General features: G+C 67.0%; 12 protein-coding genes. 10 read left to right on the plus strand and 2 right to left on the minus strand.

From position 1 onward, the window contains the following. Nucleotides 1-18: 18 nt before the first annotated feature. The gene (gene mutM / locus ACJ7C5_RS11955) at nucleotides 19-831 is read left to right on the plus strand and encodes a bifunctional DNA-formamidopyrimidine glycosylase/DNA-(apurinic or apyrimidinic site) lyase (protein ID WP_412704009.1); all 813 of its coding nucleotides are present in this window, start codon (nucleotides 19-21) and stop codon (nucleotides 829-831) included. A gap of 104 nt (nucleotides 832-935) precedes the next feature. Further along, the gene (locus ACJ7C5_RS11960) at nucleotides 936-2540 is read left to right on the plus strand and encodes an OpgD/OpgG family glucan biosynthesis protein (RefSeq protein ID WP_012509627.1); all 1605 of its coding nucleotides are present in this window, start codon (nucleotides 936-938) and stop codon (nucleotides 2538-2540) included. 518 nt (nucleotides 2541-3058) lie between these two features. Here the strand turns inward: ACJ7C5_RS11960 and ACJ7C5_RS11965 are convergent. Further along, the gene (locus ACJ7C5_RS11965) at nucleotides 3059-3679 is read right to left on the minus strand and encodes a thymidine kinase (protein ID WP_008264720.1); all 621 of its coding nucleotides are present in this window, start codon (nucleotides 3677-3679) and stop codon (nucleotides 3059-3061) included. Between the two features lie 101 nt (nucleotides 3680-3780). On the opposite strand from ACJ7C5_RS11965, the gene ACJ7C5_RS11970 reads away from it, so the two are divergent. From ACJ7C5_RS11970 to ACJ7C5_RS11985, 4 genes are all read left to right on the plus strand, one after another. Then, nucleotides 3781-5757, plus strand: coding sequence for a UvrD-helicase domain-containing protein (locus ACJ7C5_RS11970; RefSeq protein ID WP_412704010.1), 1977 nt, complete (start codon nucleotides 3781-3783; stop codon nucleotides 5755-5757). Nucleotides 5758-5864: 107 nt separating this feature from the next. Beyond that, nucleotides 5865-6605, plus strand: a complete 741-nt coding sequence (locus ACJ7C5_RS11975) for a DUF3592 domain-containing protein (RefSeq protein WP_412704011.1) — start codon at nucleotides 5865-5867, stop codon at nucleotides 6603-6605. 21 nt (nucleotides 6606-6626) lie between these two features. Then, the gene (locus ACJ7C5_RS11980) at nucleotides 6627-7112 is read left to right on the plus strand and encodes a DUF3592 domain-containing protein (RefSeq protein ID WP_081323674.1); all 486 of its coding nucleotides are present in this window, start codon (nucleotides 6627-6629) and stop codon (nucleotides 7110-7112) included. 91 nt (nucleotides 7113-7203) lie between these two features. Continuing rightward, nucleotides 7204-7731, plus strand: a complete 528-nt coding sequence (locus ACJ7C5_RS11985; protein WP_412704012.1) for a GNAT family N-acetyltransferase — start codon at nucleotides 7204-7206, stop codon at nucleotides 7729-7731. A 97-nt stretch (nucleotides 7732-7828) separates the two neighbouring features. Here the strand turns inward: ACJ7C5_RS11985 and ACJ7C5_RS11990 are convergent, their stop codons facing one another. After that, a complete protein-coding gene (locus tag ACJ7C5_RS11990) occupies nucleotides 7829-8482 on the minus strand; it encodes a YceH family protein (protein WP_412704013.1) in 654 nt (217 codons plus the stop codon). Between the two features lie 101 nt (nucleotides 8483-8583). On the opposite strand from ACJ7C5_RS11990, the gene ACJ7C5_RS11995 reads away from it, so the two are divergent. The 4 genes from ACJ7C5_RS11995 to plsB all read left to right on the plus strand — a co-directional run bounded on the left by ACJ7C5_RS11995 (nucleotide 8584) and on the right by plsB (nucleotide 14279). Then, nucleotides 8584-9507, plus strand: coding sequence for a 5'-nucleotidase, lipoprotein e(P4) family (locus tag ACJ7C5_RS11995; protein ID WP_094001733.1), 924 nt, complete (start codon nucleotides 8584-8586; stop codon nucleotides 9505-9507). After that, on the plus strand, nucleotides 9504-10229 hold the full coding sequence (gene pyrF / locus ACJ7C5_RS12000; protein ID WP_412704014.1) for an orotidine-5'-phosphate decarboxylase: 726 nt from the start codon (nucleotides 9504-9506) through the stop codon (nucleotides 10227-10229). Before ACJ7C5_RS11995 ends, pyrF begins: the two co-directional genes overlap by 4 nt. A 511-nt stretch (nucleotides 10230-10740) precedes the next feature. Then, nucleotides 10741-11643, plus strand: coding sequence for a hypothetical protein (locus ACJ7C5_RS12005; protein WP_412704015.1), 903 nt, complete (start codon nucleotides 10741-10743; stop codon nucleotides 11641-11643). Nucleotides 11644-11651: 8 nt separating this feature from the next. Then, the gene (plsB, locus tag ACJ7C5_RS12010) at nucleotides 11652-14279 is read left to right on the plus strand and encodes a glycerol-3-phosphate 1-O-acyltransferase PlsB (RefSeq protein WP_412704016.1); all 2628 of its coding nucleotides are present in this window, start codon (nucleotides 11652-11654) and stop codon (nucleotides 14277-14279) included. Nucleotides 14280-14299 lie beyond the last annotated feature (20 nt).

Raw genomic sequence — 14299 nt, forward strand, 5'->3', positions numbered from 1 at the left:
CGGGCGTAGAATCGCCCCATGCCTGAACTGCCCGAAGTAGAAACCACCCGCCGCGGCCTGGCGCCGCACCTGCAGGGTCGCCGCGTGCATGGCGTGATCCTGCGCCGCGCCGATCTGCGCTGGCCGATTCCGCCGGAAGTGGTCGAACTGCTGCCGGGCCAGCGTATCGAGGAGATCCGCCGGCGCGCCAAGTACCTGCTGCTGGATACCGCCATCGGCAGCGCGGTGCTGCACCTGGGCATGTCCGGCAGCCTGCGCGTGCTGCCCGGTGACACGCCGGTGCGCGCCCATGACCATGTGGACATCAGCCTGGACAACGGCCGCCTGCTGCGCTTCAACGACCCGCGCCGTTTCGGTAGCCTGCTCTGGCAGCCGGCCGGCGAGATCCACCCGCTGTTGCAGGGGCTGGGCCCGGAGCCTCTGGACGACGCGTTTGACGGCGACTACCTGTTCGCCCGCAGCCGTGGCCGCAGCGCGCCGGTGAAGACCTTCCTGATGGACCAGGCGGTGGTGGTGGGGGTGGGCAACATCTACGCCGCCGAGAGCCTGTTCAAGGCCGGCATCAGCCCGCTGCGCGAGGCGGGCAAGATCTCGCGCGGGCGTTACCAGCGCCTGGCAGACGTGGTGAAGGAGATCCTCGGCTACGCGATTACCCGTGGCGGCACCACGCTGCGCGATTTCATCAGCCCCGATGGTGCGCCGGGCTACTTCGAGCAGGAGCTGCTGGTGTACGGCCGTGACGGCCTGCCCTGCCCGAACTGTGGCCGCACGCTGAAGCACGCCACCATCGGCCAGCGCGCCAGCGTCTGGTGCAGCCATTGCCAGCGCTGAGCCGGCGGCCAGCGGCAGCTGAACGGGCAGGGCGCGTCTCCGCTGCCCGTTAACGTTTGTCTGCCTATGATGGCCGACCTTCCCTCTGTGCCTGACGCGCCTGCATGCAACGACGCGACTTCATCCGCAATGCCTCCCTCGCCCTGGCTGCATTCGGCCTGCCGTCCCTGCCCGCCTGTGCGGCCAGCAAGAGCGGCCAGATGGGCCTGCGCCGCCTCGGCCAGCCGCAGCCGTTCGACTTCGCCACCCTGAAGGGCCAGGCGCGCGCGCTGGCACAGGCGCCCTACAAGAGCCACAAGCGGGTGCTGCCTGGGCGTCTGGAAGGCCTGGACTGGGACCAGTACCAGTCGATCGGCTACCGCCAGGACCATGCACTGTGGGCTGACCAGCCGGGCAAATTCCAGGCCAAGTTCTTCCACCTGGGCCTGTACTTCCATTCGCCGGTGCGCATGTTCGATGTGGTCGACGGCAAGGCGCAGGAGCTGGCCTATGACGGCGCGGCGTTCAACTACGGCAAGAGCGGCATCAAGGACGGCGAGCTGCCGGCCGATCTGGGCTTCGCCGGTTTCCGCCTGAACACCCGCAAGGACACCGACCGCGACTTCGCCGCCTTCCTCGGCGCCAGCTACTTCCGCGCGGTCGGCAAGGAAGGCCAGTACGGCCAGTCCGCGCGCGGCCTGGCGATCGACACCGGCATGGGCAAGCCGGAGGAGTTCCCGGACTTCATCGCCTACTACCTGGAACAGCCGTCGGCCGATTCGGAGACGATCGTGGTCTACGGCCTGCTGGATTCGCCCAGCGTGGCCGGTGCCTACCGCTTCGCGATCACCAATGGCGACGTGCTGTTGATGGACATCGACAGCGCGCTTTACCCGCGCAAGGCGATCGAGCGGCTGGGCATCGCCCCGTGCACCAGCATGTACCAGGTGGGCGAGAACGACCGCCGCATGGCATGGGACTGGCGCCCGGAGATCCACGATACCGACGGCCTGTCACTGTGGACCGGTGCTGGCGAGTGGATCTGGCGCCCGCTGCTGAACCCGCGCAACCTGCGCTTCAACATGTTCGTGGACCGCAACCCGCGTGGTTTCGGCCTGCTGCAGCGCGACCGCAATTTCGACCATTACCAGGACGACGGCGTGTTCTACGAGAAGCGCCCGTGCCTGTGGGTGGAGCCGAAGGGCGAATGGGGCGAAGGCTCGGTGCAGCTGGTGGAGATTCCCACCGTGGACGAGACCTTCGACAACATCGTGGCGTTCTGGAACCCGAAGGAAAAGCCGCAGCCGGGCCAGGAGCTGCTGGTCGGCTACCGCCTGTACTGGGGCGCCGAACCGCCGGCGCGGCCGCCGCTGGCGCACTGCGTGGCCAGCCGTACCGGCCTGGGTGGCGTGGTCGGCAAGAAGCGCGAGTATTTCAGCTGGCGCTTCGCGGTGGACTTCGAAGGCGGCGAACTGGCCAGGCTGATCGACAAGGGCGAGGTTGAAGCGGTGGTGGAAGCCAGCCGTGGCCGGGTCGAGATCGTGTCGGCGCGCCCGCTGCGCGAGATCAACGGCTACCGCGCGATGTTCGACCTGGTGCCGCCGGAAGGCAGCACTGAGCAGATCGACATCCGACTGTTCCTGCGCAGTGGCGGCAAGACGCTTACGGAAACCTGGCTGTACCAGTACACCCCGCCGCCGGCGGGCGCGCCGGAGCGCACGCTGTACTAAGAGGGGGGATGGGTTTGCAGGGCTTGCAGCCCTGCACCTGCTGACGTCAACGTCAACGTCAAAAGCGGGCATTCCGTGGGATGGCGGGGTGGGTCCGGTTGAGGGGGACGGCGTAAATACGTCCATGTAGCCTCGGTCGCGCCATCCATGGCGCTCACGCCCCCTCAACCGGACCCACCCCGCCTTCGACAGTTTTGCGCGATCTGTTGGAACAGCTCGTGGGGTCAGATCTGTTTTCCGAAGGAAAACGGATCTGACCCCAGATCTATTTCGATATCTGACAGATGTGTCGACCAAGGTCGACACCTACCAACAGCCGTGGGGATCTGTCAGAGGTGGGGCGGTGTGGGTGGGCAGGACCGTTGGCGCCATGGATGGCGCCATCGAGCCCCCATGGACGGGTTTACGGCGTGTCCTGCCAACCCACACCGCCCCGCCATCCCACGGAATGCCGCTTTGGCTTTGGCCGTTGCCGTTGCGTTGAGCAGGTACAGGGCGCAGCCCTGCAAAAGAACCCTTTACAGCGGCAGGGGCGCCTGCGCCGGATCGATCCGGCCTTCGCCGCGGGTGATCTTCTTGAACTCCGCGCGGCTGACCGACACGTAGCGGTCGTTGCCGCCGATCTCCACCTGCGGGCCGTCCTGCACCGCGTGCCCATGCTCGTCCACGCGCACCGTCATCGTCGCCTTCTTGCCGCTGTGGCAGATGGTCTTGATCTCCTGCATCTCGTCGGCCCAGGCCAGCAGGTACTGGCTGCCTTCGAACAGCTCGCCGCGGAAGTCGGTGCGCAGGCCGTAGCACAGCACCGGAATGCGCAGCTGGTCGACCACTTCGCTGAGCTGCCAGACCTGGGCGCGGGTCAGGAACTGCGCCTCGTCCACCAGCACGCAGCCCATCGGCCCGTTCGCGGCCAGGTCCTGCTCGACCCAGCGCTGCAGATCGGTGTCACGGTCGAAGGCCATGCCATCGGCACGCAGGCCGATCCGCGAAGCGACCACGCCGGCGCCGGCACGATCATCCAGGCGCGGGGTCAGGATCGCCACCCGCATGCCGCGTTCGCGGTAGTTGTGGGCGCTCTGCAGCAGGGTGGTGGTCTTGCCGGCGTTCATCGCCGAATAGTAGAAGTAGAGCTTGGCCATCGACGGATTGTACGCCGCAGCCCCGCTCCACCGAAGTCGTTCAGCAACCCCACCGGCGGCCGGCTGTGGTCGTCACCCGGCCCCGTTACAATCCCCATCCCATGCACGGTCTCAATCCCCCCCAAGCCGCCGCCGTCCTGCACATCGAAGGTCCGTTGCTGGTGCTCGCCGGTGCGGGCAGCGGCAAGACGCGCGTGATCGTGGAAAAGATCGCCCACCTGATCGGCTGCGGCCGCTATCCGGCGCGCCGCATCGCGGCGATCACCTTCACCAACAAGTCGGCCAAGGAAATGCGCGAGCGTGTGGCCAAGCGCCTGCGCGAGCAGGACGCCGACGAGGTGACGATCTGCACCTTCCATGCGCTGGGCCTGAAGTTCCTGCAGATCGAGCACGCGGCCGTGGGCCTGAAGCGTGGATTCTCGATCTTCGATGCCGACGATGCCGCGGCGCAGATCAAGGACCTGATGTACGGCGCCAAGCCCGACGACATCGAGGACATGAAGAACCTGGTGTCGCGCGCGAAGAACGCCGGCCTTTCGCCCGAGCAGGCGATGGCCGCAGCGCGCAGCAACCGCGAGAAGGAAGCGGCCAGTGTCTACGAGCGCTACCAGCTGCGCCTGACCGCGTTCAACGCGGTCGACTTCGATGACCTGATCCGTTTGCCGGTGCAGATCCTGGAAGAAAATCCAGAGATCGCGCTGGCCTGGCGCGAGCGCATCGGCTACCTGCTGGTGGACGAATGCCAGGACACCAACGACGCGCAGTACCGGCTGCTCAAGCAGCTGGCCGGTGACAAGGGCAACTTCACCTGCGTGGGTGACGATGACCAGTCGATCTACGCCTGGCGCGGCGCCAACCCTGAAAACCTGCAGCAGATGGGGCGCGACTATCCTGCGCTGGAGATCATCAAGCTGGAGCAGAACTACCGCTGCTCCAACCGCGTGCTGCGTGCGGCCAATGCGCTGATCGCCAACAACCCGCACGAACACCTGAAGAAGCTGTGGAGTGACCAGGCTGACGGCGAGCGCATCCGCGTGTGGGAGTGCCGCAACAGCGAGCACGAAGCGGAGAAGGTCGCTGCCGAGATCGCCTTCGTGGCGCAGTCGCGCAATGTGCCGTGGAGTGATTTCTGCATCCTGTTCCGCGGCAACTTCCAGTCGCGCCCGCTGGAAAAGGCGATGCAGCTGCTGCGCATCCCGTATCACCTGACCGGCGGCACCATGTTCCTGGAACGCCAGGAAGTGAAGGACACGCTGGCCTGGTTGCGGTTGCTGGTGAACCCGGACGACGACACCGCGTTCATGCGTGCGGTGCAGTCGCCCAAGCGTGACGTCGGTGCCGGCACGCTGGCCAAGCTGGCCGAGCTGGCGCAGGAAAAGGACATGCCGATGGCACAGGCCGCCGAGGCGATTGGCGCCCTGCAGCAGTTGCCGCCGCGCGCGGCCAACAGCCTGGCGCGCTTCACCGACATCCTGCGTGACCTGCGTGCACAGACCCGGCAGGTCACTTCCGGCGACATGATCCGCAAGGTCGCCAAGGAATCCGGTCTGCTCAGCGAACTGCGCCAGCAGGCCAAGGAAGAGGCCAGTTACCAGCGTCGCGCCAACAACATCGAGGAACTGGCGCAGTGGTTCGAGGGTGGCCCACGTGGTGCTACCGCCGCCGACCTGGCCGGCCAGCTGGCGCTGCTGTCGCGCAGCGACAAGGACGAGGGCGGCAACCAGGTGCGCATGATGACCATGCACGCTTCCAAGGGCCTGGAGTTCCCGTACGTGTTCATCGTGGGCTGCGAAGACGGCGTGCTGCCGCACCAGGTCAGCCTGGACGAGGGCAACCTGCAAGAGGAACGGCGCCTGCTGTACGTGGGCATCACCCGCGCCAAGATCCAGCTGTGGATGAGTTACAGCAAGCTGACGCGCAAGTTCGGCGAGCATGTGCGGCTGAAGCCGAGCCGGTTCTTCGAGGAGATTCCGGCCGAGGAGATCCAGCGCGACGGTGCTGATCCGGTGGCTGATGCGGTGCGCAAGAAGGAGCGCGCGACGGCGGGGTTGGCCGCGATCGAGGCGCTGTTCGATTGAGGATCGAAAAGCCACTAAAGTGGTATTCCAATCCGTCCGATTGACGCTTCTGGCCTTGAGCCTGCATCGGGTTAAGGCCTAGTGTGAGCGCACCCGAAGTGCGCGCCGTGTCTTTCATCGTGTCCAACGATATCCCTGCTGTTCTCACCCGTACCTTCCTCGGGCTGGGCCTGGTCCTGCTTGTTTCAGCGCTTCTGGCCTACGTTGGGGCCAGGCGCTTCCTCGATGCGGCGGTCATTGCCGATGGCAGGATCACCCATGTGGATGCCATCCGTGTTGATCGCGGTGGTTCGCGCACTTCAGGGGTGAAGTTCCTGTACTGGGTGGACTTCACTACCAGCAGCGGGCAAGTGATGCGGTTCTTCGCAGGTCGTACCCGCCATCGTGCCTACATGACGGGCGATCATGTAGATGTGCTGTACCTGCCGGACCGCCCGGACAAGGCCCTGGTGCGTTCGCTCTCATCACCCTGGGGCCTGAGCGTCATACTGGGAGTGACCGGCGGCCCATTCTTGCTGGGGGTGGGACTTCTGCACCTGCCGCAGGCGGCGAGGGCATGGCGGCGCAGGCAGCTCCTTCGCCACGGGACACGGGTGCAAGCCAAGGTCCGGGCGATCAAGCGCGATCGCGGAGTATTCTCGGGGGGACGGCATCCGTTCGTCATCGTCTGCGCCTGGCGCGATCCTGAAACCACTCGATGGCATGTCTTCCACAGTGCGTATCTCTGGGCCGATCCCCGTGCACAGGTGAGTGGGCGTGAACTGGATGTCCATGTCATGCCGGGCAATCCGCGCTACTACCATGTCGATATTTCCTTCATTCGATCAGCGCCGGCACCGGCACGCTGATCGATCAACCCGGCCAGCACCATGCCCACCCTCCTCAGATGTTTTTTGCTGTTTTTCTTTGCCGTGGGCCTGCTGATCCTTCTGGCCGCCGCCTGGCTGTTCGTGGACGTCCAGCGTTTCGCGCGCAAGGCCGTTTCCGTAACCGGAACGGTGGTGGCCGTCCAGGCAGAGGATGCCCGGTCGGAAATGGAGGGGATGCCCGCACGTGACATCACCCTGCATCGCCCGGTGGTGAGGTTCCAGACCGCACAGGGGCAGATGATTCAGTTCACCGCGTCCTTTGCTACCGGAGCACCACTGTACGTGGTCGGCGAACAGGTACAGGTGCTATATCCCGGCGGCATGCCTTCCAAGGCTCGTATCCAGCACCCGGGATTGCGCTGGGGCGCACCGCTGCTGTTGGCGCTGATGGGCATGGGGTTCTGCCTGATCGCCGCATGCGTCCATCGCCTGTGCGTGCGCTACTGGCCGATCCTGTTCGGCCAGCGTGACGGGGCATGTGGCTAGGCTGGGCATCGTAGTGGCCCACCTGGCCTGAGCGTGCTGCACGGCGGGCGCTGGCGTTGCAAAATCGAGGTATTCCTTCCGGAGCCCACCCATGCATCCCATCGAAAGCGAACGCCTGCGGCTGCGCCGCCTGGAACCAGACCGGGATGCTGCGCCGATGCTGGCCCTGCTCAACGATCCGGGCTTCGTGCGTTTCATCGGTGACCGCAACGTGCGCGACGAAGAACAGGCGCGGGAATACATCGCGCTGCGGGTGCTGCACAGCTATGCGTTGAATGGCTTCGGCATGTATGCCATCGAGCGGTTGTCCGATGGTGCCTGGCTGGGCAACGTCGGGCTGGTGCGGCGGGATGGCCTGCCGGGGCCGGACATCGGCTATGCGGTGCTGTCGGAATTCGCCGGGCAGGGCTATGCCGGTGAGGCGGCACGCGCGGTGTTCGCGCATGCGCGCGGAGCGCTGGGCCTGCAGGATCTGTATGGCATTACTGATCTGGACAACGTGGTGTCCGGGAAGATCCTGCTGGGCCTGGGCATGCAGGAGCGCGGGGTGATCCAGTTGCCGGGCGTGGACAGCCCGAGCCGGTTGTATGCCACGCCGGGGGCGGCTGACGTCGGGTAGTGCCGGCCGCTGGCCGGCACAGTAGCAGCTGACGGTGGGTGCCGACCGTTGGTCGGCACGATTTAGATGCAGTGCCGACCACGGTCGGCACCTACCATCAGCCGCGCAGTTCTGCCAACTGCGCCTGCAGTTCGGCCACCGCCGCTTCCAGCTGGGCCACGCGCTCGGCCAGGCCCGGGTCGACCGCATCGCTGCTGCCACCGCCGCTGCTGGCGTACTTCGCCGCCAGCGCCGCGCCGTCCACTTCACCGCACAGCAGGTGCATGTAGCGGTCTTCGCGCTGGCCGCTGGCGCGCGGCAGCACCACCAGCAAGGCGCGCTGCTGCAGGCGCTCGATGGCGTGGCGGGCTTCGTCGGTATCGGCGAAGCGGTGCAGGCGTTCGCTGCGCGTCACCAGCTCGCCCAGCGTCTGCGGCCCACGCAGCAGCAGCAGCGCCAGCAGCACGGTCTGCTGCCGGGTCAGGTCCAGCGCGGCCTGCAGGCGGTGCTCGTAGCGGTCCGCGCGCGAGGAGAAGTGCTGGCGGGCCAGGCCCAGCGTCTCCAGTTGGCGCAGCGCGTGCTGCACGCTGCCGGCATCGACGTTCATCACCGGCTCGCGGGCGGTCTTCTGGTTGGCGGCCGATTGGGCAGCGTTGACCGTCAGTGGATAGGTGTCCGGAGTGGTTGCCTCCTTTTCCACCAGGCAGCCCAGCAGGCGGGCCTGCACGGCGTCGAGCAGGGGGACGTCGGGGGTCTGGGTGGAATCGGTCATGGCGGCCTCCGGAAGGGCAACGGGTCAACCGCCAAGCATAGCCGTCCCGGGACCGCCTTTGCCGGTAAAATGCGCCGGTATATCTGATTGCCGGTGAATCCATGCGTCGTCCTGTTTCCCTGTCCCTGACCCTGCTCGCTACCGCGGCGCTGGGCCTGTCCGCCTGCAAGCGCGTGGATGCGCCTGCCGCTGAAGCCGCAACCCCGGAGGCCCCGGCCGCCGCCGCCAAGGCCGGTGGCGCGCTCGATGCCACTGCCAACGACAACCTCAATGCGGTGCTGTGGATGCAGCGTGCGCAGGAGTACAAGGCGATCACCGAGCAGACCTACCGTGCCGCCGCCGACCACCTGGATGCCGCGCTGAAGGAAGCCCACTGGGATGCGCTGGTGCCGGAAGAACGCGGCAACGAGGCCAAGGGCCTGAAGCCGGCCGTGGTGCTGGACGTGGATGAGACGGTGCTGGACAACTCGCCCTACCAGGCGCGCCTGGTCCGCGACGGCAAGGAATACGATGAAATGACCTGGGACCAGTGGGTGGCCGAAAAGAAGGCCAAGGCCATTCCGGGCGTGGTCGATTTCGCCAAGGCTGCCAATGCCAAGGGCGTGACCCTGCTGTACATCTCCAACCGCGCCGTGCACCTGAAGGACGCGACCCTGGCCAACCTGCGCGAGCAGGGCCTGCCGGTGGCCGATGACAGCGTGTTCCTGGGCCTGGGCACCGTGGTGGAAGGCTGTGAGCAGGCCGGCAGCGAGAAGAACTGCCGCCGCCGCCTGGCCGGGCAGAAGTACCGCGTGCTGATGCAGTTCGGCGACCAGCTGGGCGACTTCGTGGAAGTGACCGCCAACACCAATGAAGGCCGTGACGCCCTGCTGCAGCAGTACCACGACTGGTTCGGCGAGCGCTGGTGGATGCTGCCGAACCCGACCTACGGCGGCTTCGAGCCGGCGCAGTTCAACAACGACTACAGCCAGTCGCGCCAGGCCCGCCACGACGCCAAGCGCGCCGCCCTGGACTACGCACCGTGAGCCGCGCGCCGCTGCCGCTGCGCGACGACGAGCGCCTGATCTTCGCGCTGGACGTGCCGGACCGCGCGCAGGCGCTGGACTGGGTCGATCGCCTCGGCGACAGCGTGGCGTTCTACAAGATCGGCATGGAACTGCTCGCCTCCGGCGAGTACTTCCAGGTGCTCGATGAACTGGCCCGCCGCGACAAGCGCGTGTTCGTCGACCTGAAGTTCTTCGATATCCCGGCCACCGCCGCGGCGGTGATCAAGCGCCTGTCGCAGTGGCCGGTCAGCTACGCCACCATCCACGGCTGGCACCCGGCGATGATGGAAGCCTGCGCCGCCGCCAACAGCAGCGACATGCGCCTGCTGGCAGTGACCGTGCTGACCTCGATGGGCCGTCCGGACCTGGCGCAGATGGGCATCGACCGTGAACCGGTGGACGTGGTGGTCGAGCGCGCGCTGGCCGCCCAGGCGGCTGGCATCGATGGCGTGATCGCCTCGGGCCAGGAAGCCGGCCCGATCCGTGCCGCTACCGGCGCCGGGTTCTCGATCGTCTGCCCGGGCATCCGCCCCGGCGGCCCGGTCGGTGATGACCAGAAGCGTACCGTTGGCGTGGACCAGGCCTTTGCCGATGGCGCCGATGCCATCGTGGTCGGCCGCCCGATCCGCCTGGCCGCCGATCCGCAGGCCGCGGCCCGGGCGATCCAGCAGGAAATCGCGTCGGCGCTGGCTGCGCGCTGAGATTCCACTGCCAGGACTGCAAGCGCTAACGCCATCCCGACCCGCGCGGGATGGCGTTTTTGCATCCGGCCGGGGAGCGGTTGTGCCCGAATCGCCGCAAAACCTGCCGTAGATTTCCTGACCCTGGCCCCAAACACCAGGTGATTCAATAAAATCAATGATTTATGACGAACTACGTGAAGTGTTGCCTTAACTTGAGCGGCAGCGTAGGATCGCCGCCATCCGGTCCTCGGACCGGACATGTGCCACAACACTGTCCACCGGCCCTGCGCCGGCTTGAAGAGCCTGTGATCCCCGTGATCCCGGCTCTTTTTTTATGCCGGTGGCGGTTCTGGGGTCAGATCCCTTGTGCCTGCGGCAGAAGGGATCTGACCCCATTGGTTGGAAACCGTGACGTCCCGGCTTGCCGCTGTCACGTCGCAGGCCGCAAGATGCGGACCGGTCCGGGGAGTCCGAGTGAATGAGCGTGGCAGTGCGAGGAAGGTCTGCGCGTGGATGGGGGCTGGCAGCCATGCTGTTGCTGGCCGTGGCCGCCTGCCGTGAATCGGCCAACGATCCGGCCAAGCCGGCGGCCGAGCCAGTGGCTGCGGTGCAGGCGATGGCCCTGCGCCTGGCCGAAGACGATCTGGTCGGCTACGCGAAGCTGTCGGTACCGCCGAACCAGTACCAGCGCCTGCAGCAGGCCTGGGCCGAGGGCCACAGCCAGTGGCCGCTGACCGAACTGCCACTGGGCGACCAGCTGCTGCCGATGCTGGCCGCACTGCGCACGCCCAATGCCAGCGTCGAACTGCAACGCAGCTTCGACCGCCAGCTGGCCGGTCAGGCGGGTGCCGTGCGCCAGGCCGCGCAGTCGATGGGCAACTTCGGCGTGCAGTACCTGCGCCATCAGAAGGGCTATACGCCCGGCCAACAGGCTCACTACATCGCCCTGGTGGAAACCCTCGCCAGCTGGGCGCAGGGGGCACCAATCAGTGACCGCGCCCGCGCGCGCAGCACGATCGCCGCGCTGGTGGGTGCCGCCGGCAAGGTCGGCTTCGACGATGAGGCCGGCCTGCAGGCCGCCGGCATGGAAGGCAGCCTGCAGCAGCTGGCGCCCTTCATCCATACCCTCAAGGCGGTGCTGGGCAGCTACGGGCTGGGCGTGGATGACGCGCTGCGCAGCGTCCGGGGCGAGCTGCTCTCGGTGGAGGGCGACAATGCGCTGGTACGCCTGCACTACGACCTGGCTGGCCGCGAAATGACCCTGCAGCTGCCGCTGAGCCGCCGCGAGGGCCACTGGTACCTGACCCGCACCCTGGCTGACACCGACGCGCTGCTGCGCAAGGCCGACGCGGCCCGCGCTGCTGCGTCGCCGTCACCGGCTGAAGCCCCCGCCGAGGGTGGGGAAGCGGCAACGCCGCCGCCTAAGCCATAATGGCGCCGATGTCGAAACAGAACCCGCTGCCGTTCCCCGGCGAAGAATCCCAGTCGACGCCCGCCGATACGGTGCCGGCGTCCCCCTCGACCGGTACCGGCCCGAACCCGGTACCGCCGCCCGCGCACGCGCGTCCGGCTGGCCGCCGCCCGCTGTGGGCACGGTTGCTGGGCCGCCTGGTCGAGCCGTGGCTGTCGCTGAAGATCGAACCGGAAGACCCGGGCCAGTACAACGATGGCCGCCCGGTCATGTACGTGCTGGAAGACTACGGCCTGTCCAATGCGCTGATCCTGGACAAGGCCTGCCGCCAGGCCGGACTGCCGTCGCCACTGGTGCCGCTGGCCGGTGACCCGACCGGGCGCAAGCGCGCCTACCTGGCGCTGTCGCGGCGCAGCTCCAGCAATTCGCTGATCCCCGAGCAGCGCGGCGCCAAGACCCACTCCGATTCGCTGGCCAAAGTGCTGCAGGCCCATCGCGTGCGCGATGACCTGGACGTGCACCTGGTGCCGGTGTCGATCTTCGTCGGCCGCGCGCCGGACAAGCAGAGCGGCTGGTTCGCCGTGCTGTTCTCGGAAAACTGGGCGCTGGTGGGTCGCTTCCGCCGCCTGCTGGCGGTGCTGCTCAACGGCCGCAGCACCATCGTCCGCTTCGCCCCGCCGATCTCGCTGCGCAGCACCGTGGATGAAGGCCTGGAACCGGAGCGCACGGTGCGCAAGCTGCAGCGCGTGCTGCGTACCCATTTCCGCCGCATCCGTGAATCGGTGATCGGTCCCGACCTGTCGACCCGGCGCCTGCTGGTGGACCAGGTGCTGGCGGCCGAACCGGTGCGCGAGGCGATCGCCGCACAGGCCAAGCGCGACAACTCGAAGCCGGCCGATGCCTGGAAGAAGGCGCACGCCTATGCCTGGGAAATCGCCGCGGACTATTCCAGCCCGGTGGTGCGCTCGGCCAGCTTCATGCTCAGCCACGTGTGGAACCGCATCTATGCAGGCGTGCTGGTGCACCATCTGGACAAGTTCAAGGCCGCCGCGCCGGGCCATGAAGTGGTCTACGTGCCCAGCCACCGCAGCCACATGGACTACCTGCTGCTGTCGTACCTGTTGTACGACCGTGGCATCGTGCCGCCGCACATCGTGGCCGGCATCAACCTGAACCTGCCGGTGGTCGGCACCCTGCTGCGCAAGGGCGGTGCGTTCTTCATCCGCCGCTCGATCCGTGGCAACGCGCTGTATTCGGCAGTGCTCAGCGAATACGTCGCGCAGCTGGTGGCCGGTGGCTACTCGCTGGAGTACTTCGTCGAAGGCGGCCGCTCGCGTACCGGGCGCCTGCTGCAGCCCAAGGGCGGCATGATCTCGATGACGCTGCGCGCGTTCCTGCGCCAGCCGCGCAAGCCGGTGCTGTTCCAGCCCATCTACATCGGCTACGAGAAGCTGATGGAAGGCGGCAGCTACCTGGACGAACTGTCCGGCCGGCCGAAGGAAAAGGAATCGATCTGGTCGCTGCTGTGGGGCATCCCCAAGGTGCTCAAGCAGAACTACGGCCAGGTGGTGGTGAACTTCGGCGAGCCGATCGCGCTGAACGACGTGCTGGCCGAGAAGGCGCCGGAGTGGAAGGGCGAGGCGGTGTCCGAGGACGAGAAGCCGGCCTGGCTGTCGACCACGGTGGACACGCTGGCCGAACGCATCCAGGTGCGCATCAACGGCGCCGCCGACGTCAACCCGATCAACCTGCTGGCGCTGGCCCTGCTGTCCACGCCGAAGCACGCGATGGGCGAGGCCGACCTGATCGCGCAGATCGAGCTGTGCAAGACCCTGCTGGTCGAGATGCCGTACTCGGACCGGGTGACGGTGACCCCGCACTCGCCGGAGCGGATCATCGCCCACGCCGAGGAAATCAACGTCCTCACCCGCATCAAGCACCCGCTGGGCGATGTGCTCAGCGTCAGCGGCGACACCGCGGTGCTGCTGAGCTACTTCCGCAACAACGTGGTGCACCTGTTCACCGCCTCGTCGTGGGTGGCCTGCTGCTTCCAGAACAACCGCCGCATGAGCCGCACCGGCCTGGTCCAGCTGGGCCGTACGGTGTACCCGTTCCTGCAGGCCGAGCTGTTCCTGCCGTGGAGCGAGGACGAGTTCGCCCTGCGCATCGACCGGACCATCGATGTGTTCGTGCGCGAGGGCCTGCTGCAGAACGTCAACGATGACGACGGCGGCATCCTGGCGCGCAATACGGGGCAGACCGACGAGGTGTTCCGCCTGCGTGCGATCGGCCATTCGCTGCAGCAGGCGTTCGAGCGCTATTACATCGCCATCTCGGTGCTGGTGAAGAACGGCCCCGGCATGCTCGGCGCCGCCGAGCTGGAAAGCCTGTGCCAGCAGGCGGCGCAGCGGCTGAGCCTGCTCTATGCACCGGCGGCACCGGAGTTCTTCGACAAGTCCCTGTTCCGCGGTTTCATCCAGAAGCTGCGCGAACTGCGCCTGGTGTGGCCGGACGAGAACAGCAAGCTGCTGTTCGACGAGCGCCTGGATGCCTGGGCCAAGGACGCCAAGTTCATCCTCGGCCGCGAGCTGCGCCACACCATCGAACGGGTCAGCCCGGAAGCGGCACGCCCGGACGAGGCGGCGCCACAGGATTGAAGGTAGTGCCGGGCGATGCC

The sequence above is a fragment of the Nocardiopsis yanglingensis genome (genome assembly GCF_045809185.1).
GTDB lineage: Bacteria > Pseudomonadota > Gammaproteobacteria > Xanthomonadales > Xanthomonadaceae > Stenotrophomonas > Stenotrophomonas yanglingensis.

Coding starts and splice junctions, on each gene's coding strand:
- mutM (WP_412704009.1), top strand. CDS start 19: ATGCCTGAACTGCCCGAAGTAGAAACCACCCGCCGCGGCCTGGCGCCG.
- ACJ7C5_RS11960 (WP_012509627.1), top strand. CDS start 936: ATGCAACGACGCGACTTCATCCGCAATGCCTCCCTCGCCCTGGCTGCA.
- ACJ7C5_RS11965 (WP_008264720.1), bottom strand. CDS start 3,679: ATGGCCAAGCTCTACTTCTACTATTCGGCGATGAACGCCGGCAAGACC.
- ACJ7C5_RS11970 (WP_412704010.1), top strand. CDS start 3,781: ATGCACGGTCTCAATCCCCCCCAAGCCGCCGCCGTCCTGCACATCGAA.
- ACJ7C5_RS11980 (WP_081323674.1), top strand. CDS start 6,627: ATGCCCACCCTCCTCAGATGTTTTTTGCTGTTTTTCTTTGCCGTGGGC.
- ACJ7C5_RS11985 (WP_412704012.1), top strand. CDS start 7,204: ATGCATCCCATCGAAAGCGAACGCCTGCGGCTGCGCCGCCTGGAACCA.
- ACJ7C5_RS11990 (WP_412704013.1), bottom strand. CDS start 8,482: ATGACCGATTCCACCCAGACCCCCGACGTCCCCCTGCTCGACGCCGTG.
- ACJ7C5_RS11995 (WP_094001733.1), top strand. CDS start 8,584: ATGCGTCGTCCTGTTTCCCTGTCCCTGACCCTGCTCGCTACCGCGGCG.
- ACJ7C5_RS12005 (WP_412704015.1), top strand. CDS start 10,741: ATGCTGTTGCTGGCCGTGGCCGCCTGCCGTGAATCGGCCAACGATCCG.
- plsB (WP_412704016.1), top strand. CDS start 11,652: ATGTCGAAACAGAACCCGCTGCCGTTCCCCGGCGAAGAATCCCAGTCG.